The 19068-nt window shown below is 60.0% G+C and carries 24 protein-coding genes and 1 pseudogene; 8 read left to right on the forward strand and 17 right to left on the reverse strand.

The window, feature by feature from the left end:
* The first annotated feature begins 16 nt into the window (after positions 1 to 16).
* The 5 genes from OKW30_RS17515 to tnpC all read left to right on the forward strand — a co-directional run bounded on the left by OKW30_RS17515 (position 17) and on the right by tnpC (position 4914).
* Positions 17 to 946 carry a TIR domain-containing protein gene (locus OKW30_RS17515; protein ID WP_429347228.1) on the forward strand — a complete coding sequence of 310 codons (930 nt, stop codon included), beginning with the start codon at positions 17 to 19 and terminating at the stop codon, positions 944 to 946.
* Positions 947 to 1893: 947 nt separating this feature from the next.
* Positions 1894 to 2316, forward strand: a complete 423-nt coding sequence (locus tag OKW30_RS17520; RefSeq protein ID WP_429347229.1) for a hypothetical protein — start codon at positions 1894 to 1896, stop codon at positions 2314 to 2316.
* A gap of 217 nt (positions 2317 to 2533) precedes the next feature.
* Entirely contained in the window at positions 2534 to 2947 is a 414-nt protein-coding gene (gene tnpA, locus OKW30_RS17525; RefSeq protein WP_429347230.1) for an IS66-like element accessory protein TnpA, read from the forward strand.
* Entirely contained in the window at positions 2944 to 3288 is a 345-nt protein-coding gene (gene tnpB, locus OKW30_RS17530) for an IS66 family insertion sequence element accessory protein TnpB (protein WP_429347231.1), read from the forward strand. The genes tnpA and tnpB overlap by 4 nt, the downstream gene beginning before the upstream one ends.
* 30 nt (positions 3289 to 3318) lie before the next feature.
* Entirely contained in the window at positions 3319 to 4914 is a 1596-nt protein-coding gene (gene tnpC / locus OKW30_RS17535) for an IS66 family transposase (RefSeq protein ID WP_429347232.1), read from the forward strand.
* A gap of 322 nt (positions 4915 to 5236) precedes the next feature.
* Here tnpC and OKW30_RS17540 read toward each other — a convergent pair whose 3' ends face one another.
* The 5 genes from OKW30_RS17540 to OKW30_RS17560 all read right to left on the reverse strand — a co-directional run bounded on the left by OKW30_RS17540 (position 5237) and on the right by OKW30_RS17560 (position 7971).
* Positions 5237 to 5518: a hypothetical protein gene (locus OKW30_RS17540; protein ID WP_429347233.1), complete on the reverse strand. Its 282-nt coding sequence runs from the start codon at positions 5516 to 5518 to the stop codon at positions 5237 to 5239.
* A 260-nt stretch (positions 5519 to 5778) separates the two neighbouring features.
* A complete protein-coding gene (locus OKW30_RS17545; protein ID WP_429347234.1) occupies positions 5779 to 6480 on the reverse strand; it encodes a hypothetical protein in 702 nt (233 codons plus the stop codon).
* Positions 6481 to 6589: 109 nt separating this feature from the next.
* Positions 6590 to 7408, reverse strand: coding sequence for a hypothetical protein (locus OKW30_RS17550; protein WP_429347235.1), 819 nt, complete (start codon positions 7406 to 7408; stop codon positions 6590 to 6592).
* Complete coding sequence (locus OKW30_RS17555; RefSeq protein ID WP_429347236.1) at positions 7392 to 7718, reverse strand: hypothetical protein; 327 nt, start codon at positions 7716 to 7718, stop codon at positions 7392 to 7394. Before OKW30_RS17555 ends, OKW30_RS17550 begins: the two co-directional genes overlap by 17 nt.
* 127 nt (positions 7719 to 7845) lie before the next feature.
* The gene (locus OKW30_RS17560; RefSeq protein WP_429347237.1) at positions 7846 to 7971 is read right to left on the reverse strand and encodes a hypothetical protein; all 126 of its coding nucleotides are present in this window, start codon (positions 7969 to 7971) and stop codon (positions 7846 to 7848) included.
* A 1083-nt stretch (positions 7972 to 9054) separates the two neighbouring features.
* Here OKW30_RS17560 and OKW30_RS17565 point away from each other — a divergent pair.
* Complete coding sequence (locus OKW30_RS17565; RefSeq protein WP_429347238.1) at positions 9055 to 10116, forward strand: hypothetical protein; 1062 nt, start codon at positions 9055 to 9057, stop codon at positions 10114 to 10116.
* Between the two features lie 141 nt (positions 10117 to 10257).
* On the opposite strand, the gene OKW30_RS17570 is transcribed toward OKW30_RS17565, so the two are convergent.
* The 6 genes from OKW30_RS17570 to OKW30_RS17595 form a co-directional block, all read right to left on the reverse strand.
* Positions 10258 to 10554 (reverse strand): hypothetical protein, encoded by a 297-nt coding sequence (locus OKW30_RS17570; RefSeq protein WP_429347239.1) that lies wholly within the window; start codon positions 10552 to 10554, stop codon positions 10258 to 10260.
* Between the two features lie 527 nt (positions 10555 to 11081).
* A complete protein-coding gene (locus tag OKW30_RS17575) occupies positions 11082 to 11249 on the reverse strand; it encodes a hypothetical protein (RefSeq protein WP_429347240.1) in 168 nt (55 codons plus the stop codon).
* Between the two features lie 42 nt (positions 11250 to 11291).
* Positions 11292 to 12005 (reverse strand): hypothetical protein, encoded by a 714-nt coding sequence (locus OKW30_RS17580; RefSeq protein ID WP_429347241.1) that lies wholly within the window; start codon positions 12003 to 12005, stop codon positions 11292 to 11294.
* A gap of 385 nt (positions 12006 to 12390) precedes the next feature.
* Positions 12391 to 12711, reverse strand: a complete 321-nt coding sequence (locus OKW30_RS17585) for a hypothetical protein (RefSeq protein ID WP_429347242.1) — start codon at positions 12709 to 12711, stop codon at positions 12391 to 12393.
* On the reverse strand, positions 12708 to 13403 hold the full coding sequence (locus tag OKW30_RS17590; protein ID WP_429347243.1) for a ParA family protein: 696 nt from the start codon (positions 13401 to 13403) through the stop codon (positions 12708 to 12710). The genes OKW30_RS17585 and OKW30_RS17590 overlap by 4 nt, the downstream gene beginning before the upstream one ends.
* A gap of 59 nt (positions 13404 to 13462) precedes the next feature.
* A complete protein-coding gene (locus OKW30_RS17595; protein ID WP_429347244.1) occupies positions 13463 to 13687 on the reverse strand; it encodes a hypothetical protein in 225 nt (74 codons plus the stop codon).
* Between the two features lie 432 nt (positions 13688 to 14119).
* On the opposite strand from OKW30_RS17595, the gene OKW30_RS17600 reads away from it, so the two are divergent.
* Entirely contained in the window at positions 14120 to 14269 is a 150-nt protein-coding gene (locus OKW30_RS17600; protein ID WP_429347245.1) for a hypothetical protein, read from the forward strand.
* Here the strand turns inward: OKW30_RS17600 and OKW30_RS17605 are convergent.
* The 5 genes from OKW30_RS17605 to OKW30_RS17625 are packed head-to-tail and all read right to left on the reverse strand — an operon-like array spanning position 14260 to position 17132.
* The gene (locus OKW30_RS17605) at positions 14260 to 14670 is read right to left on the reverse strand and encodes a hypothetical protein (protein ID WP_429347246.1); all 411 of its coding nucleotides are present in this window, start codon (positions 14668 to 14670) and stop codon (positions 14260 to 14262) included. The two genes, OKW30_RS17600 and OKW30_RS17605, sit on opposite strands and share 10 nt — an antisense overlap.
* A complete protein-coding gene (locus OKW30_RS17610) occupies positions 14670 to 15080 on the reverse strand; it encodes an NUDIX hydrolase (protein ID WP_429347766.1) in 411 nt (136 codons plus the stop codon). The genes OKW30_RS17605 and OKW30_RS17610 overlap by 1 nt, the downstream gene beginning before the upstream one ends.
* A gap of 24 nt (positions 15081 to 15104) precedes the next feature.
* Positions 15105 to 15650: a hypothetical protein gene (locus OKW30_RS17615; RefSeq protein WP_429347247.1), complete on the reverse strand. Its 546-nt coding sequence runs from the start codon at positions 15648 to 15650 to the stop codon at positions 15105 to 15107.
* Between the two features lie 27 nt (positions 15651 to 15677).
* Complete coding sequence (locus OKW30_RS17620) at positions 15678 to 16586, reverse strand: ADP-ribosylglycohydrolase family protein (RefSeq protein ID WP_429347248.1); 909 nt, start codon at positions 16584 to 16586, stop codon at positions 15678 to 15680.
* A 48-nt stretch (positions 16587 to 16634) separates the two neighbouring features.
* Positions 16635 to 17132: a YbjN domain-containing protein gene (locus OKW30_RS17625; protein WP_429347249.1), complete on the reverse strand. Its 498-nt coding sequence runs from the start codon at positions 17130 to 17132 to the stop codon at positions 16635 to 16637.
* A gap of 122 nt (positions 17133 to 17254) precedes the next feature.
* Here OKW30_RS17625 and OKW30_RS17630 point away from each other — a divergent pair, with 122 nt between their 5' ends.
* Positions 17255 to 17908 carry an NUDIX hydrolase gene (locus OKW30_RS17630; RefSeq protein WP_429347250.1) on the forward strand — a complete coding sequence of 218 codons (654 nt, stop codon included), beginning with the start codon at positions 17255 to 17257 and terminating at the stop codon, positions 17906 to 17908.
* Between the two features lie 83 nt (positions 17909 to 17991).
* Here the strand turns inward: OKW30_RS17630 and OKW30_RS17635 are convergent.
* Positions 17992 to 18501: pseudogene (locus OKW30_RS17635) on the reverse strand (transposase); the annotation flags it as partial.
* Between the last annotated feature and the right edge of the window lie 567 nt (positions 18502 to 19068).

Below are 19068 nucleotides of genomic sequence, written 5' to 3' on the forward strand. Positions count from 1 at the left end.
AAATGAAAGAGACAAAATGAATCTGATCGACCGCTTCAAGGATCGCACCGCGCTCGTGCAGACAATGCTTGCGCAGACCATAATTCAAGGGGACCGCGACGTTGCCGCGGCGCTGGCTGATGCTGGACAACTGACAGAGCACTCTGCTGGAGAAGTGCTTATCAAGGAGGGCGAGGCCGATCGGGAAATGTACTTCCTGTTGATGGGAAAAGTCGGAATCTCCGTAAAGGGCAAGTTGCTGTACCCGCGGGAGCGCAACCTCACGGTCGGAGAAATGTCGGCAGTCAATCCTTCCATCCTGCGAAGCGCAACGGTCACAGCACTTGAGCCGACCGTAACGCTGAAGGTTTCGCCGGACACGCTGGATCAAATCGCGAACGTGCACCCTACGTTGTATAAACTCATTGCCGCTGAACTAGCAAATCGCATTCTGCAGCGGAACACTCTTATCCGTTCGCCTAACGACAGACCGCGAGTGTTTTTCATCAGCTCGAAGGAGAGCCTGGAAGTAGCCAAGGCGATTCGGCATGGACTGAGATACACCGACGCCGATTCCGTTCTCTGGTCGGACGACGAAATCTTTCCCGTTGGAGCGTATCCCCTGGAGGCGCTGGAGACAGAGGTGGATCGAGCCGACTTCGCTGTGGCCATTGCCCATCCAGATGACATAGTTCGGTCAAGAAAGCACCAGACTGCAGCCCCCCGAGACAACGTCATCTTCGAGCTCGGTTTCTTTATGTCACGGCTGGGTCGCAAACGCACGTTCTTGCTGGTTCCCAAGATGGATGAAGAATTGAAGATGCCATCGGACTTCAAAGGCATTACACCTATCGTGTACCCTCCGCTCAGCGGAAAGGCCGGCGAAATCGCTACCCAGGTGCTGACCGCGCCCATCTACGAGCTTGAGACGAAGATCCGTCAGGGGGGATGCCGGGAACTGCAATAACGTAGCCTTAGACGGATTGGGGAGACGGCGCGTTGACCCAACTGCCCGTGCCCCCGATCTTGATGAACTCGTTGCAGCGGCGAATATGCGTGATCCGAATGATGGCTACGACTCGAGGTGTGCGCTTGCCGACAATCGGTGCTGAACTTGCCAGCAGACCGAGAACTCAGTGGCCTACCTTGTTACCCCAGCAAGGCTTTCGGGAACTCTAGTTTTCCGCCGCGTGTCGCACAACAGGCATTTGCCCGGCGCCAGCCCACTTCGATGCATTTGCGCGTGCGGATGAACCGCCATTAGGAGCGCCTTTCCGCCGACAGCAATGCGCCGAGACGCTGTCGGCCGTCCCCGCCTGTCCCGAACGTCCGGTTTCGGGGGTGTTGTTCGGCATGCCGGCCGTCTACAATGGGTCGGTTTCGGGCAACCGCGTCGGGCACGAGTCGGCCATGAAGTGAAGCTCGCCATGAAGCGCTGAGCGGCCCTGTGGCCAACTTCAGACGTTGGGGCGCAGGTCTCGGAGACACCACGATGACTCAACTTCATCTCGGCTTGAACCTTTCAACCAACCGCACGCGCAAGCGGGAGCTCTTGGACGAGATGAGATGAGTCGGTTTACTCTTCTTGTTTGGAATGACGCGCGGACGCCATCTCCGGCTTCGGTCCCGGCTTACGAACTTCTTCCCTTCCGGTCGATGCAGGAGGCGCCTTCGCTTCATGCCTGAACGCTGCAACCCGTCGCGGCGTCGTGACATATCGAGAGAGCGGTGCGACATGCGGTTCGCTCAACATCATGCGGCAGAGGGTCCGTGCTCAAGGGAGCGAAGCGTGCGCGAGCTCGTCGTCGATTGAGGTCGTCATGCTTTGAAGTCAGTCGACAAGTAACCATCACCGCGAATGCGCCTATACCGATCTGCAGGAGCCTTTCCTGCAGAGGGAATACAGGAGTCAAGGTGCATACATCAAACCAAGAAATTGAAATGCGTTTCTGTCCGTTGTCAGGTGAACCGGGGCCCGTACCAGATTCAGCTAACGCCTGGCGCAAAAAGCACGGGGTCGTCTGGCTATTTAATCCATGGACAGGATTGCCGCGACCGCGGCTTGAAATAGAACGGGACGAAGAAGGCGGGTTACTCGTGCCGCCGGACGAAGAGTCGTTCGAATGGGAACCACAGTTCGTCATGAATCGTGGCGCGGCTAGGGCGATAGCTCTGCTTGAGCAAGGCGGCTGGACCGGTGAGGTCGACGCCTTCAGTCTCGTGATAAAAGCGTCCCGGGGTGCGCTGACAGTGACGTTTAGGCTGATGGAACCCGGGGATGAAGAGCGCTTCTACAGCCTGGTGCATGACGAGACTAGGCGTCATGTTATGCGCTGACACCACATGGCCCGCGGTCGCGGGCCTTTTTTCTGTCTCTTCGCGCGGCCGAACTGGTCGCGCACACGGTTCGGCACGGTTCTCGCGAGAGACTGGGCGTTGCAGCGTTGCATAGAACGGGTCCACAGTAATCGCCTCGCGACGGCCGTCCCCTAGTCCGAGCGGACCTGTCGCATGATGCGAGGGTCGAAATAATCGGAGACGGAGGGGAACAGTCATGTCGAATGCGGAACGCCGTAGCCATCGCACCTACTCGCTCGAGTTCAAGCAGCAATTGGTAAAGGAAACCCTGGAGCCGGGCGCATCGGTTTCGATCGTAGCGCGGCGGCATGACATCAACGCCAACGTCGTGTTCGAATGGCGACGTCTGTATCGGGAAGGCAAACTGGAGCTACCGACGTCTGATGCCTCACCGATGTCGCGTACCGAGCTGCTGCCGGTCGACGTGATTGACCTTCCCACGCCAGTGCAGCGTACCTCGCAGCCGACGGCAAACGAGTCGCCGAAGACGATGAACAGCCCGCCAGCAGCGGTCTGCGAGATCGAGATCAAGGTCGGCAAGCGCCGCGTGCGAATCCGCGGCTTGCCACTCGAGCGCGCCGAATCATTCCTGCAGGAGTGCCTGCGGTGATCCTGGTTCCGGCGGGCACGCGGATCTGGCTGGTCGCGGGCGTCACGGACATGCGCTGCGGGTTTCAGGGGCTGGCGGCGAAGGTGCAGACAGCGCTCGAGGAAAACCCAATGGGCGGCAACGTGTACATCTTCCGAGGCCGCCGCGGCGATCTCGCCAAGGTCCTGTGGGCGACTGAAGACGGGCTTTGGCTCCTCTCCAGGCGCCTCGAGCGCGGCCGTTTCGTCTGGCCCCAGTCCGATGGCGGCAAGGTCTTCCTGACCTCGGCCCAGTTGTCGATGTTGCTCGAAGGCATCGATTGGCGGCAGCCGCGTCGCACCGCCACGCTCTCAATGTTGTAAACCGCGCGGAAGGCTCGTAAACTGCGCCGCATGTCGAACGGCGCCGATCTCCCCGACGATGTCCACGCCCTGCAAGCCATCGTGCTTGCGCAGCACGCGTCGCTGGTCGAACAGCGCTGCGAGATCGAGCGGCTGCTGCGAGACATGGCCGAGCGGGATCTCGAGATCGAGCGCCTGAAGGCGCAGATCGACAAGCTCAAGCGCATGCAGTTCGGCCGCAAGTCCGAGCAGCTGGACCGGCAGATCGCGCGGCTCGAGACTGAGCTGGAGGAGCTCACTGCCGGGCGTGGCGTTGCCGATGTCCGCCGCGCCCGCGCGTCGACCGCGAGCGCAGCCGTCGGCGACACGTCCCCGAAGGAAGCGCTGCCGCCTCATCTGCCGCGCGAAGAGCAGGTGCTCGAACCCGATTCCACCTGCCCGGAGTGCGGCAGCGCCATGCAGCCGCTCGGCGAAGACGTGTCCGAACAACTCGCCCGGGTCGCGGCGATGTTCAAGGTGATCCGCACGATCAGGCGCAAGACGGTCTGCCCGTGCTGCAACCACTTTGCCCAGCCGCCGATGCCCGGTCTGCCGATTGAGCGCAGTATCGCCCATCCGAGCCTGTTGGCCGACATCCTCGTGTCGAAGTTCGCTGACCATCAACCCCTGTATCGACAGTCGGTGATCGCTGCGCGCGACGGCGTGAAGCTCGATCCGGCCAATACGGGCCGCTGGGTCGGCCAATGCGAGGCCCTGTGCGAGCCGCTGACCGAGGCGGTGCGCCGTTACGTGATGGCGACCTTCAAGCTGCACGCGGACGACACGCCGATCCCAGTGCTCGCACCCGGCAACAAGAAGACGAAGACTGGACGACTGTGGATGTACGTACGCGACGACGGCCGCTCGGGCTCGACGAAGCCGGCCGCCGTCTGGTTCGCGTATTCGCCCGACCGCAAAGGCATCCATCCCCAGGCCCATCTCGCCGGGTTCGAGGGCGTCCTGCAGGCGGACGCGTATGGCGGCTTCAACGAGCTGTACGCGGGCGGCAAGATCCGCGAGGCCGCATGCTGGGATCACGCGAGGCGATACATCTATGACGTTCACGTGCGCACGCCGACCGAAGCGACCCGACACGTGCTCGAGCTGATTGGCGAACTGTACGGCATCGAGGCCGGCATCCGTGGCAAGCCGGCCGCCGAGCGGCAGCGCGTACGACAGGAGAAGAGCGTGCCGCTGCTCGCAACCATCAAAGCGTGGATGACAGACAAGATCGCCGCGCTGTCGACGAAATCCGAGCTGGCCAAGGCGATCCGCTACTCGCTCAACCAATGGGACGCGCTCGTGCTGTACTGCGAAGACGGTCGCCTGGAGATCAGCAACGCTCTTGCCGAAAACGCCCTGCGCTGTGTCGCCCTCGGTCGCCGGAACTACATGTTCGCCGGCTCCGACAGCGGAGGTGAGCGGGCCGCCGCGATGTACAGCCTGATCGGGACGTGCAAGCTGAACGGCATCAACCCGCGCGCCTACCTGGAGTACGTCCTGACTCATATCGCCGATCACAAAATCAATCGCATCGATGAGCTGCTGCCCTGGAACGTGGCCGACAAGCTGCCCAGGCAGGCCAGCCCGCCGGCACCTACCGTCTGATTGCCGGAGAGATCCAGATAGATCGTGTCCATGATCGACGATCATGGACACGATCTCCCCCGATCTACCCGTTACCCTCCAGGTCGCCATCTCGATCATGCCTCACACGCGTGTAACGTTGGGAACGGCCCCCGCATACGGACTTACCGATCAATTGCGTTGACGAATTGCTACCCTGGCGTGTTGCCGCATCCTTGCAAAATCCACCCCCAACCTGCGGCTTCGACCGGTTGAACAACAGCGCGCGAGAGCACGCCGGGCTCGCCCGGAACGACTCACACGCGCTGAGTCAGTCGCCGACTGCACCCGGTGAAGCGATTCGTTACCCGGTAACTATGAAGGGCAATTGTGGAACCTGGAAGTAGGTATCCCATTCTGTGGAGTGTGGATCGAGCCTGCGCACGATAGCCGCGTCCGCCCGCACTACCAGCCGCTCCAGCATCTCACGCTTCGTTACCGAGTAACGACGTGCCAGCCGTGCGAGCGCGAGATCGGCTTCAGTGGTCACCCACATGTCAAGGCGCCGCTCGCCGTTGCCATCGTTTCCAGCCGTCGCCCGCCTCGCCCGGTAGGCCGCCTGCCGCTCTGCTGTTGTTTGTGCCATCCGCTTCCCCTCGTTCATTGTTACCCGGTAACGACATGTCCGAACTCGTTACCGGGTAATGCAAAATACCCAAAGGGGATAGCATGTCCCGCTTCGCACCGCGTCGTCGAGAAAAAAACGAATGGCCCAGTCGAGGCGCTTACGGTCCACATTGCACAAATGGAACATCACCGCCGTCAAGCTCACCTTGTACTCCTTAGTTATTCTTGTCCTGTGGTACATGGGGTTGCTGGATGGGCGTGTCGGCTAGGCGAGCCGGGCTAGCTGTGAAAATGCCGGCGCGTTTCATAGAAGAGCGCACCTTCGGAACTCGCCCAATGCCACGCGCTGTCGGAGAGGAAGTGGCCCCGCAGCGGCGGGGCCTTTGCATTGGCGTAGGCCTGCATCACCCTGGCGGCCTCAATTGCGTCGGGGTAGGGCAGCAGGATGCGCGCGGCGAGCTGGATGCAGGCTTCGATTGGCTGGAAGAGGTCCGCCCACCACATGTTCGGCAGATCCAGCTCATCGGCGTCGAATACCGATGGGTCGCTGCGGAACAGCGCGATGGCCGCCGTCGCCTTGTACCACGGCACCGTCACCGGGTGGGGCTGAAAGGGCGTGGGCACCGGCAGTTGCGCGTTGATCGGCAGCCAGCCGACGAAGTGCAGTTCAGCGCAGGGCTGCGAGCCTTCCGCTGTCGGGTAGGGCAGCGTAATCGAATCGCGCACCGGCGGCGGCAGATGGTCGTCCGGCCGCGCGAAGAGCAGCAGGGGTGCTCCGAGCAACGTTGCGGGAAATCGCGAAAGTAAATCGCGCATGAGCAGCACGAGCTTAGGACGCAACCCAGCCGACGTGCCGCGCAGCAAGGCCTCCGGTTCGCCTTCGGCTGCGTGGACCAGCCAATTCTGCAGCACGCGCATGCTGCCCGGGATATCGCCTTCGCGCAGCGCAACTTCAATCTCAGAGCGAATAATGTCTATCATTTGGTTTTCCACGTTCTAGGCAAGCGTCTTTGCCGAGCCGTGTATTCGCTGAACACCGGGCTCGTTTTTGGAAGTAAGAGGTCTGCGGATCAGCGGGAGTGCAGCCGCATTAGAAACCGCCGAACCCGCTCGTGCCCCACGTGTTGCCATGGATGTCGATCGGCGTGTTGTCGATCATCGGCAAACCGGAGTTCGGGTTCACGCCACTCCACGGGGAGGGCAGCTCGATGTGCGGCAGTCCATTCCCGTGGGTGCTGTGATCGAAGGCGTCGTCTTCGTCGTACGAAGAGTGGCCGCCGCTCGACGCGAATCCACCGTTCCCGGTGTTGCCAACGTTGCTGCCGCCCGAACCACCTGCGCCGCCGTTGCCGGCCTCGGCCTTGTTAGCGTTCGGCTTGTTGCGCGGGTTATCCGGATGAGTCGGCCAGACCTCCTTCATCCATTTGTGCCGCTTGAGAAGTTCCTCGTTCATCTTCGCGACAAGCTCGAGGGTGACCTCGTGCGGCTCAAGCCCGAACCGCTCGCCGAGGATCTTCGTGAACGCGTAGCGGCCGCGATCGAGATCTTCGTCCTTGGCGCGCTGGGCCTTGATCGATGCCGCGAGCGAGTGATCCAGCAGGTAGCCAATACCCCAGTAGAGCGGTAGTGCAAGGAGCGCGCCCTTCCAGCCTACCACCGCACTCGCACCGGCATACGCCAGCGCGGGAAGCGCGAAGGTCGCAAGCTGACGCAGGCCTTCAAAGCGCACACGGCCGGTCGGGCGGCGCGGCACCGGGACGGTTTCCCAGTACTCCCTGTTCGGCTTGAGGAGGTGGATGTCCGCTGCCATCTTCAGCAGGTCGACATGCCCGGCGAAGTTGTTGCTGTCGAGCGGATTGAACCTGGTCTTCTTGGCATCTCGAGTGTCGTTGTTATGCTTTTCGGTCATTTCGCTCCGTCCCGCTTACCGGATCTTCTCTGCGTTGTGGGCGATTACGGTTTTGCGTGCGCTGCTTACGCAAAGCATTCAAGTGGTGAGCCGGCTCTGCATGAGTAACTTCTTGCTGAATCGGCTTTTTAGATAGAACCGCATCTCTGGCGCTTAGCTCGTCGATAATACTAGTCAAGGAAATGCTCCCGCCTATCAGCAGCGCCGCGATAGCGAGCCCCTTAGTATTGCGGTAAAGGATCCGATTTTTTCGTTCCGGTTCAGGGTAATGCGGGGCTTCTGGAATATATTTTTGATTCGTCACCATCATGGATCGACCGTCTTCACTATCACCGTTTGTTGTTGTACCCCCGGAGCCTTCATAGTCTCGACAATCCCAGCGTTATAAACACCGCAAAAGCCTGGACAACAAGCGTGAGAACGCGTCGCGAAGAACGTCAAGTCCGCCCGCCGTTCTTTTGTCGATCGTCGCTGTAGCGAAGCCATAGCGCAAAACCGGTGAGCGCGAGCGCTGTTGCAACGACGATCATCAATGAGCACATCAAACCCGTTTCGAGACTCATAACTCTCCTTATTGGATTCGCTGTGGTGCTCTCCGGCGACTGCACGACGCTTACGTGACTATTCTTAACGTCGGAGCGCCCATGAGACCTGCATGACTGTCTCTAACGTCGGAAAGCCCGCGAGGCCTACAGGAGTCTTTAGACGTCGGAGAACTAGCACACCCAAAGCCTTTCTTCCACGACTGCACGCGTGCACCGCCTGCTAAAAAGTCAACGTCAACAAAACTCAGGTTGAAGCCACTGAGGCTCACATGAGTAGCTGGCCGTGCTGTGATGGAGGACACCGTGATCGAGTAGGCGGTAGCTTCTCCGACGCAGCTCGAGACATCGCGAATACTTGGCGTGCCCCATCGAAACACGGCTCATAAAGTTCTGTCGATTTTTTTTCAGGTCCTGCGTGGTCCCGATTTAATGCCCCCGAAGAGACACGTTATCAATGGTGTTCGACGGGAGTCAACAAGAATTTTCAGTGGTTGGCAAATTAGCTATTTCTCGTTATACCAAGAGAAAACCACGGACTCTGAAAGATTACCAATACTCACGTCAAGGCATCTGGGCGCTTGCGAATGGAGACAGCGAATGTCATTATGCATTGCCCTGTGCTACTGCATCCGGCCGCGATGTCATCTGGGCGATGGCGCTACAGAGTCTGGCGGTGCGCTGTCTAGCGCACTGCGACGCTGTGATTGCAGCAATAAAATCACGTCTCGTATCCGCGGACGGACTCTAACTAGGGAACTCCGTGCTCCGTCGGCATGGCGAACTGAACAGCTGGTTGCGCGAAATTCGCGATTCACATCGCTACATTAAACGGGACAGGTTTTTATAATAAAAAGGAATTCAGCGATGTTCATGTTTAGAGCGTCACAGCGTTTAACGCTATTCGTAGCACGGAGCAGCGGTCGCCTGAACGCATTTCAAACGGCGAGCCTACTGGGTAGTATCGCCCTGCTCTCGGAGAATGGCGCAGTTGCCGCAAGCAGGCATCACAAGCACGCAGGGCAGTCAAGTGCGCGCCATGCAAGTGTGGTCGCCGCAAGCATGCAGAGCGGGAGTCAGACGGCGAGTACGACGCAGCCCAGTGTGTCGTTCTGGCATGGGTTCGGGGTGGTTCAGATCATAGGGCTTGCCGTGGGTGCGTTTTGCCTCTACTTGCTGTGGTTGCACGGACATAGGCTTATTCGGGGCGCGCCGAAATGGTTCGCCAAGCATGGCGAAACCTTGACTGACTACGCCGTTTCGCTTCTCGGTGCGCAAGTCATTAGCTATCTCGTATGCCATTCTTCGCTGCACCAACGGCTTCCCGCAGTTCTGGCCATTGGCTTGGGGCTCGGCTTTGCTGCGGGTCTTCGAAGTGTCCGAAAGAGTGGTTGGCTGCCGCGCAAGCGATATATCGAGCTGCTATGGGCATTACCGGCGACGCCTATTCTGGTCGTACCAGTGCTGGTGCGCAATATGTTGAAGTCTGTGCACTTTGCAGGCCTGGTCGCGATTTTCGTCCAACTAGCTCTGATTACTTACTTCTTCGTACATCCGAGCTGGAAACAGGGCCTTTTCTTTATGGCGGTTGCCGGAGTTTTTGGCGGTGGAGTTGTTCGCGCCTACTGTATGACGTTCGAGTTTCTGCAGGGCAAGGAGCGAAACAGCTTTCGGCGGGCCGTTATCGCTGCCGTGTGCAGCCAGGTCCTATGGCCGCTTGCAGCGGCCACCATGGTTTTGTACCCGTGCGCGACGGGTCTCATCGGCTCACTGGTCTGGTTGCTTCACGTGCTAGTTCCCGTAATCTTTTCGGCTATTCTTTCCGCTCTGTTCGATAGTGTCTGGATTGCGGCTATTCCGGTTCTTCTCGTAATTGGCGGGCTGTTCCCCCTGTGGTTGAGCTTATTCAGCTTAACGGCAAGACTCATTCTGCCATCGGGTTACAGCGGTGTTGACTTCAGTTCGGCGAGCTTCAGTTGGTCATCCGGCGCATCTGATGCCAAGTTCGGCGGTGCAGACTTTAACAGCGGCAACACGTTCGACGGAGGCATGTTTGGCGGCAACGGGTTCGCGTTCAACGTCAATGGCTTGTCGATGATTGGCGGCATGGGCGGAATTGACGTGCATGGAAATCCGTTCGGGACAACCTTCAACGACCCGTTCTAACATACCGTTTTATCCAGTATGGTCCAAGAGGCTCCGAGTGTGCGGGGAGCCTTTTTCTTTTGCATCCCAATCTGGGCGGTGATTTTCCCGGGACAGCGCCAAGACGGTATCGCCGGGGAGCCAGTCCTCGGACCGCAATCGCTATCGAGATCTGTAAATCCTAGTTTTCCAATTCAGCACCAATTCAGCGACGCGTTTTGAATGCTCAGTATTTTCCTGCAAGCCCATTTGGTCGGTTACGAGCGCGTCCAGATATGCTGCGATGGCCGATGCGTTCGCTCCCTGCTGTAACAATGAGAGAACCTTTGGCAGATATCTTTCATACTCATCGCGTGCCGCCGTGCACTCCGCAACGCCAATAGGATCCCATACGTAGTACAAAACTTCGTCCGCCCGCTGGCGCAGTTCCAATTCGGATTTTTTGAACTCTGGCTCCACGGGTACTCCGTTAAGGTCAATAACCAGGTCACGAACGTAAAGTGTCAAAATCTATACGTTGGTGTCGACCGCCTTTTTCTCTTGTTCATTATCGCGCCGTTTGATGGCCGCGGACGTCACCTGATGCGCCGCCCCGTCGAGAATGTAACGGCCCGCTGAGGCTCAGTAGTGGTGGTGTGATCCAAGGGCGGGACGGGTTCCGCATACGAAGAACTCCGCGCCCAGAGAGCCATGGGCGGCCAGCGATCAACGTGCGGAGCCAGCACTCAGCCGCCCGGAAGCAGCTGGAACGGCATGGAAGGAGACAGGAGACTACGGGTGGGACGATTGTTCAGACGCCGTATGAGACTGACCGGTTGCCTGTGGAGATGAATGTACTCGCGACGACGCGGACGACTCCTCGAGCTCGCCAAACAAAATGCAAAAAGGGCTGCTTGGAGCGCTCCGCGCAGCATTTTTATCCGCCTATTCGGCGGCGCACTCAGGACGAATCGAAGCTAGCCTTCGACATTGGCTTTTTTAAGCCCTCATTCCCTGCGCTGGAAGTCGATGCCGATTTCGAGCGCCCGCTCGCGCCAGTCCTTGAAGGCTTTGCGATCGACAGCTCGTTTGCGGGCAGGGCGCGTGTCTGCATGGGGAGCCCTCTGCTTCTGGTCGTCTGTAGCCTCATCGGGCGCGAGACCTTGCGCCTCCACGCGCTTTTCGATCTGGACAGACCGCCATTGCAGTGTCAGCTATTAGTCTGCGTCGATGCCGCGAAGCACATCGTCTTCATACAGCGCCAGCAGCTCGCGCAGCCGATCGAGTCTGTTCACGCTCACGTCGCCAAGCAGCTTCAGGCCCGGCACGTTCAGCTCCAAGCGCCCAAGTATTTCCGCGTGCGCGGCGTCGAGCTTTTGGCACGCCGCGTAAAACTCGCCCTTGTCCGCTTTGAGCACGATGCTCTTACGCGCGAACCATGCGAGTGTCCGGATTGCCGCGCCAACTCCCAACTCATCGCACAGTGCGAGCGCCGGCTGTCGCGCCGCATGAAGCTCATCGGCCGCGGCGGCCGCGTCGGACCTCACAGCTTCGACTTCCTTGCGCAGTTCAATAAACAGCGCGGTCAGCCGGGCGCTCTCGGCGCGCGCCGCGGCAGCGCGCTCCCGTTGCGCGGCGATGTCCTGGCGAGCACGCGCGACGTCGCGGCGCAGTTTGGCCAGGTCAGCCTCGGCGAAGGGCGTCTCTTCGAGCGTGACGGCGTCAGCGGCGGCCCCTTCGGCGGTCGCGGACCAGGCCGCGACCTTGTTCTTATTCGCGGTCGTTGCCTTCACGGTCCACGCTTTTGCGGAGGAGTCCCATTTCGACGTCTTAAACGATGCGCGGAAAAGGTCTTTCAGCGCGAACGGGAAGCGGATGTAAAGCTGGTCGGTGTGTTCTTCGATGCGGATGCCGTTGATGACGCGCGTCATGTAGTTCTGTTCTCCAGTTGGGTTGCCTGCGACGAAAAAAAACGCGCGCGCCGACTACGCCAGCACGGCGCCGTTTTCTTCCCAAAGCCGCCCATGTGGCGGAGAACGATGACCCGGCCCCCTCAATGGAAGTCGTTTTTTAAGCCCGCCCGAAGGCGAAAGACGTCACGCGGTTTTGAAGCCGCACAGGTTTTTGAAGCCGCCGAAACCACGGTGAACTCTGTCGGTCGGGAGCCAGGCCGCTATTCTATGGCAACACGAAACACCCGTGGTTCAAATTTGTATTAATTTTCGGAAAGCAGCGCCCAGCTTGTCATTCCGAGTAATTTAACCCCTGCTAATGTCGGCCCCATGGAATCTGTTCGGTTGCTGTCAGGTACCCATCTCAGGTATCCATCAGCGCCAGCTCCCGCTCCAGCGAGGCCAGCGCGCGCGCCAGCACCTCTCCATACGGGGCCTGCAGCCGGTCCGCCATAGCGGCCATCCTCTCCCGCGTCTCCGCCGTGGCCTTGATCGGGATTTGGACGTTGCGCCCGGTGGTGTGGCGGCGCTGCGGCGGCTTCGGGGCCGGCGCGCGTGGCGCCTGGCGGCTCGGGAATCCGACCGCGGCGGCGACCTTGTCTGCGGCTTCGCGCACCGACCGGGCGTTGGGCTGCTCGACCTTGATGTCGTTCAGCTCGTCCATGGGGTTGACGCGTTCGCTCATGCTGCCTCCGGCTCTGCTTTGTCGCTGCCCGCGTTCGCGCGGAGCATGGTGATGACTTCCGCCGCGAACTTCTCGGCGTTGGTGACTGCTTTGTCGATGTTCGCGACTTCCTTCGGGTTGAGATGGGCTAGCGGCGCGTTGAAGGCGAAGAGCGCTTTGTAGGCCTCCCGCTCGTGCAACTCGGTGTCAAAGATCGTGATGCCGCCCTTGCGCAGCGTTTTGATGATGTGGGCCGTCGTGCGCGTGCGGATCGCCGGACTCGTGCGCGTCACCAAGACGCCGTAGGGCACCTTCCCGTGCCCGATCTTCTCACGCTCCCTGACGACCTTGAGCGAGCGCGTGGCTTGCGCGGCGTCGAGCTGCGAGCCTTGGCTCGGCACAATCACCAGGTTGGACATCCCGACCGCGTAGACCACGATTTTGGACGCCGTCCCCTCAAGGTCGACCAGGACGAAGGGCGTGCGCTCGCGTGCTTCTTCGATCGCTTCAATGATGTTCTCCTCATCGACGTCGGAGACGACCCTGATATTGGCCGGACAATTCGAGCCGTTCGCCCAAGTGGCGATCGGGTGATTCGGATCGGCGTCGATGATCGTCACCGGCGCGGACATCGCGATCTGCTCGGCCAGCACGAGCGCGCTGGTGGTCTTCCCTGCCCCGCCCTTTGGGCTCACGAAAGAGATGGTCGGCATTTGGTTCACCTGTTTGTTTGCTGTTTGGTACCGGACGGCTACCCGGTGGCTGTTTGGTATCAGGCGGCGTTGATGATTTCCACGGCTTCCTCGGCGGAATCGAGCGTGCCTTCCCAGCAGCTCACGTCGCCGTGGGCGCCGACGAAGCAGATCCACCAGCCGTCCGCACTAGGCACCACCGCTGCGTCGCCGGGCGAGCACTGGTTGGCAATGGTCTCGGCGTCGTCGAGGATGACGGTCTCGCAGGCCTGGTCGTTGAAGCGATACTGAATCCGTCCTGCCATTTGGTTACCTGTTTGGTTGCTGTTTGGTACCGGGTGTCTACCCGCTGCTGTTAGGTTGCTGTTCCGTACCCGATTGGCTACCCCGACGTATAGCGCTGCGCAGCGTAATGCTGCGCGATGTTGGTGATTTCCCTGGCGAAGGACAGAGAGCTGATGCCACAGTATTGACCTATCGCAGCCGCATCAACCGGAATAAAAACCAAGTGTTCACACCCTTACTCTGACGATTGACCGCATATGCGATAAGACAGACAGATTGTCTCTGTAGCGTAGAAGCCGTGAGGTACCAGAAAAATCCCTGTTTTCTCAAGCAGTTTTTTCAGGTCAACGTTTTCGTCAGGCCGGCCCCCTGGCAACCGCTCGCCGATAAGCATCTGAACGATGCGGCGCAAAAAGAAGCTCATTACCCGCGGATGCTAGGCCTCGAGCAACATGATCAGCGCAGTCATCACTCAAATGGGCGGGCTCGACGACAACAACCAGCGGCTGAGCGTTTGCCGCATGCCCATTTTTCCGTGGATCAATTTTCAGCGTCTGCGTCTGCGTGCGCCATCTGGGGATGGCGACGACGTTCAGTCGTGACTGCAGACGTCGATGCCACTTGTCCAACCGATCTGGGCGTCCTGTCCCGACGGATGATCGCGACGCAAGCTGCGGCGATTCGCAGGCACTAGGCGCAGCGCCGCGTCGATCGACGATGGCAGCGCCGCTTCCAATTGCGCGAACTCGGCAGCGGTGACGGGCGCGGTCGTCCAGCTTTGCCCGTCATCGCCGTTGATCCAGTCGATCGATTCTGTGAAGACAGAGATGAAGCGACGCGAGCAATGCACGCATTGCAGGCCGCGCACGTTGAAGTGTGCCTCATCGACCCACATGGCCAGTTCCCGCAGTTCGCGGCGCGCGTCCCACGCGGCCTCGGGCGATGCCGGCCAGCAGTTTGCGCAGCCGGGCAGCATCAGTGAATCATGAGTCGCTTCTGTCACTAGACGCCCTCCTTTTTCAACGCCTCGATGATCGGTTTGTCGTTCCGATGATTCAGCACGGTCGCAAGTTGTCCGGTCGGCACGAGCAGCACCGCCTGACTCTCCCATCCCATGTCCGCGGGATTGCCGTCGAGCCGCTCGGCCAGGTAGTAACGCGTGTAGGACTGGCTGCGCTTCACGTCGACGAGATGAGAGGTCAGACGCACTTTCAGCCCCGATTCCTCAAAGGCTTCAGCCATCGCCGTCGCCTGCATGGACTTGCCGGACACGGTGCCCTTCGGGAACGTCGCTTGGTAGCCGCCGAATCCATTCGTCGGCGCGACGATCCAAACTCGGCCGTCCGGCTCGCGAATCACGACGCCTGCGGCGCGCTTGTAACCCGCAGGCGGGCAGAACGCCGGCTCGTCGATCGGAGTCTTGTCGGCGAGCGCTTCCTATTCCACGTCCGAACGCGGTGCATCTCGCCACGATCGAACCTCCAGCGAGCCGATCTCCGACGGCATTTGCGCATCGGGCACGACCGACGCAATCGCGCATGCCCGTTGCCACGTCGAAGCCGATGTCGTCACGCTTGGCTTCTCGATCGTCACTTCCAGGCCGGCGTCGTCGCGCCGGGGATGAATGGCCGGGCCGGAGCGCTGGGTCTTCTGTTCCACGCCGCGCAGCACCTGCCATACGTCATGGTACGTGTGAGCGCGCGCCGCACCCTGTCGACGCGCCACCTCGCTCTTGAAGTTGCCGTAATCGAGGTCCGCGACGATCGCGGCCAGCGCGGCGCTCAAGCTCGTGCGCGGCGCGACCGCGCGGAACGGATAGTCGGTTCCCGCACCTTCGACGATTTCGCCCAGTTCATGCACATACTTGTCGCGCAACGCTTCGAGATCGCCGCGCGCGCGGGCCCGAACGGTCAGCGTGTCCGCCCCGATATCGCCTGCTTTCTGCACGATGCTGAAAAAGCCGATTGGCGTCATGAGCCACATAAGAACCTTCCCCGTAACCTGTCAGTTTTAATTGTTGTCCGATGCCACTGCGAGTCTGTTGGCCAGTTCGCGAATCTCGTCGCGCATCGCCAGCCATTCGAGCCAGCGCGCCGGAATGCCCGTCACGCCATAGTGCGCGCCGGCAATCTGTCCGCAGATGGCGGCGGTCGTGTCGGCGTCCTGTCCGAGATTGGCCGCACGCAGGATCGCTTCTTCGAAAGAAGACGTATGCGCGAAACACCAGAGCGCCGCTTCGAGACTGTCGATCACATATCCCGAGCCGCGAACATCATCCTCGCTCTTGCGAAGATATGAACAGGCCGCGATAGCGTGCACGCTTGGGCCCGCGTTTGTTGGAAGATCGTGACCGTTCAGGATTTGATCCTTTGAAGCGCCATCGAGCGCGCCGAGCAGCATCGCGCCGAACAGGCGTGTCGCATCCACGCACTCCCTTGCACCGTGCGTCAGTCGCGAACTGAGACCGGAGTTTTCGATCGCGGCAGCGGGATCAGTGTGAAAGAACATGGGAATCGGCGCGAGGCGCATCAGACAGCCGTTGCCTGCCGAATACGGATCCTCCGAGCCCGCATATACGCTTCCTGTGTCCTTGTATCGTTCGAGCGCATCGCTGACAGTACCGCCGATGTCAAAGCATGTGCCGTTGCTGCTCAGATAGCCGCCGTCCATCCAACGGCAAAACCGGTCCATGATGTCCCGCGCGTCGAATTTGCGCCGTTCGACCAAGCTCGTCGCCATGCAGAGCGCCATCGATGTATCGTCGGTCCATTCGCCGCGCCTGAGCCCGAATGGACCGCCGCCCGTCATGTCGGTGACAGGTCTGAACGTTCCGCGCGCGCGGAACTCGACGGTGGTTCCTACTGCGTCGCCGCAGGCCAGACCCAGAAGGCAACCCTCAAATCGTGCTGTTTTGCTCATTTCTCACTCTCCCCTTCGTCCTATAAGTGCGTGAGTATCGTCGACGGCTCAGTTGAGCAATCGCGCGACTGCGTCGGTCGGATCGCGAGAAGGATCCGGATCGTTATCGTCGTTCTCTTCAGGCTGCGGCGTATTCGATCCGAACAGAATCAGACCGTCTTTGTTCTTCGTGCCGATCACGAACTCAAGCATCGACGCGAAACGGTGCAGCACCGCCATGAACTGACCGGCGATCAACCCGTGACCGTAGGGCAGCGGATAGTGGACGACGAGATCGTTATCGTCATCGACGGAAAAAGAGGCCATGAAGACCTGCATATTGAGCCTATGCTCGAAGTCACGCTTCTGCTTCTCAGCGGCATGCGGCGCTACCGGGAAGAAGGTCATGAATCGGACGAACTTCCTATTCTCGTCGAGGATCAGTTGATAAGCGATGCCAGATTCGGAGTGCAGCACGATGCGGTCCGTCTGCATGGTGCAATCGAGGCCGGAATCCGAAATGTGAGCGGCCAGCACATCGAGATTCACTTCCTCTTCGATCCACATCTTATGCATGGATTCTCCCCGTTTTTTGTTCGGCGTTGAGGCCGACGGCCGTGAGTACTTAGTTGCAGTACACTACTTAGTATCGTATCACCACATATTGACATATTGCAACTAAGCTCTCGATGAAAAAGCTATTCCCCCTCGTCACCGCCGATATCGCGCTCTTCACAATTCAAGAGGGCAGCCTGCGCGTGCTCTTGGGAAAGCGGGCCAATACGCCTGAACTAGGTAGATGGGCCCTGCCGGGAGGCGTGCTCGATCCGATGTCCGACTCGGACCTAAATGACACGGCCCGGCGTGTGCTTTCGAGCAAAACCGGCGTGGATGTGCCGTTCCTCGATCAGGTCGCCACCTTCAGCGGGGCTGCCCGCGATCCGCGCGGCTGGTCCCTCAGCGTGCTGTATTACGCGCTGCTGCCTCGCGACCTGGTGCCCGCGGTAGCCGGAAGCAAAACGGAAGCCATCGAATGGCGTGACGCGTTCGCGCCGGGATCCGGCCTCGCGTTCGATCATGCGAAGCTTATCGCCGCCGCGCTCGCGACGTTACGCGACAAGGTAGACCGGGCTGCGTTGCCGCTGCATCTGTTGCCCGAACGGTTCACGCTCACCGAACTGCAGCAGACATGCGAACTGATTCTCGGTCGCTCACTGGACAAGAGCGTGTTCCGTCGACGTCTCAAGGATGAGCCGCGCATCGTGCAGCTCGACGGAGAGTTTTTGTACGGGCCGCAACGGCCAGCGCAGCTGTTTCGTGCGGCGGTGGATTTCCGGTTCTGACAGACTAAGGGGCTCCTCATCACGATCCTGTAGTTAGTGGACGGACCCCTGCGTGCCGTTATGGGCAGAAGTGCATGAGCGATTTCAGCCTGCTTCTGCCGCTTGTCGACCTTACCCTCGGTGAAGTTGCGATCGCGCGTATTGACTGCCTTGAACTTGCTGCCGTCAATGGCGACCAGTGCTTGCGAGAACAGCTTCAGCTCACGGCACAGCATCACGAAGCGGCGACACACATTGCGAATGCCGATGCCGTTGTCGCGACGGAAGTCGGCTATCGTCATGAAGTCCGGCGCCAGACGACCCGTGAGCCACATCACTTCAACATTGCGTTGACACTCCCGTTCCAGGCGACGGCTCGATTGGACCCGGTTCAGATAGCCGTAGATATAGATCTTCAACAGCACTTCTGGATGATAGGACGGGCGACCTGTAGTCGACGGCATCGCACCATCGAAGCCCAGTGAGCCTAGGTCAAGCTCTTCAACGAACGCCTCAATGATCCTGACCGGATTGTCCTCGGCGACGAAATCATCGAGGCATTCTGGAAGCAGCGTCACCTGCTTGCGGTCTTCACCTTCTATGAATCGCTTCATCCGGTCACCCATGCTGAATGAGTTAATCCAGTCTAGGTGATCAGCGTGTTTTCACACAAGCTCGGTCGACTGCCGCCGACCGCGTCGGGCAGCGCTCGGCCACCAGAGGTCTTCCGCACAACGGGTTCCGACCGCCGGATCGATCTTCGTGAAGCGCCTCCCGCCCTCTGTGAATAAAGCGGCCTCATCGACGCGTTGCCGGACGCCGACTGCGGGCGGCAGTCCTTAGACTTCAGCGCTTTCCCGGCCTTCCGTGGTTTCGAGTCTAGCTAACCGTGCGCTAGTCCAACGAATTCTGTTAAGTGGGCCTATCCCCGCGCGAGCGGGAGAAACAATACCTTCAACCTGCCGGACCTGCGCGGCGAGGGACTATCCCCGCACGTGCGGGGGAATCCGGAACGCGAAAATCCCGTTTGACTACACTCCGGGTCTATCCCCGCGTGAGCGGGGAACCTCGCCGTTGCCGAACTGGCCTGCATTGACGATGGGCTTATCCCCGCGTGAGCGGGGGAACAATGCATGCGTATAGACGCTTTTGTAGCTCGAGTGCGGCTATCCCCTGCCTGG

This window comes from Paraburkholderia sp. Clong3 (genome assembly GCF_050436485.1).
Taxonomy (GTDB): domain Bacteria; phylum Pseudomonadota; class Gammaproteobacteria; order Burkholderiales; family Burkholderiaceae; genus Paraburkholderia; species Paraburkholderia tuberum.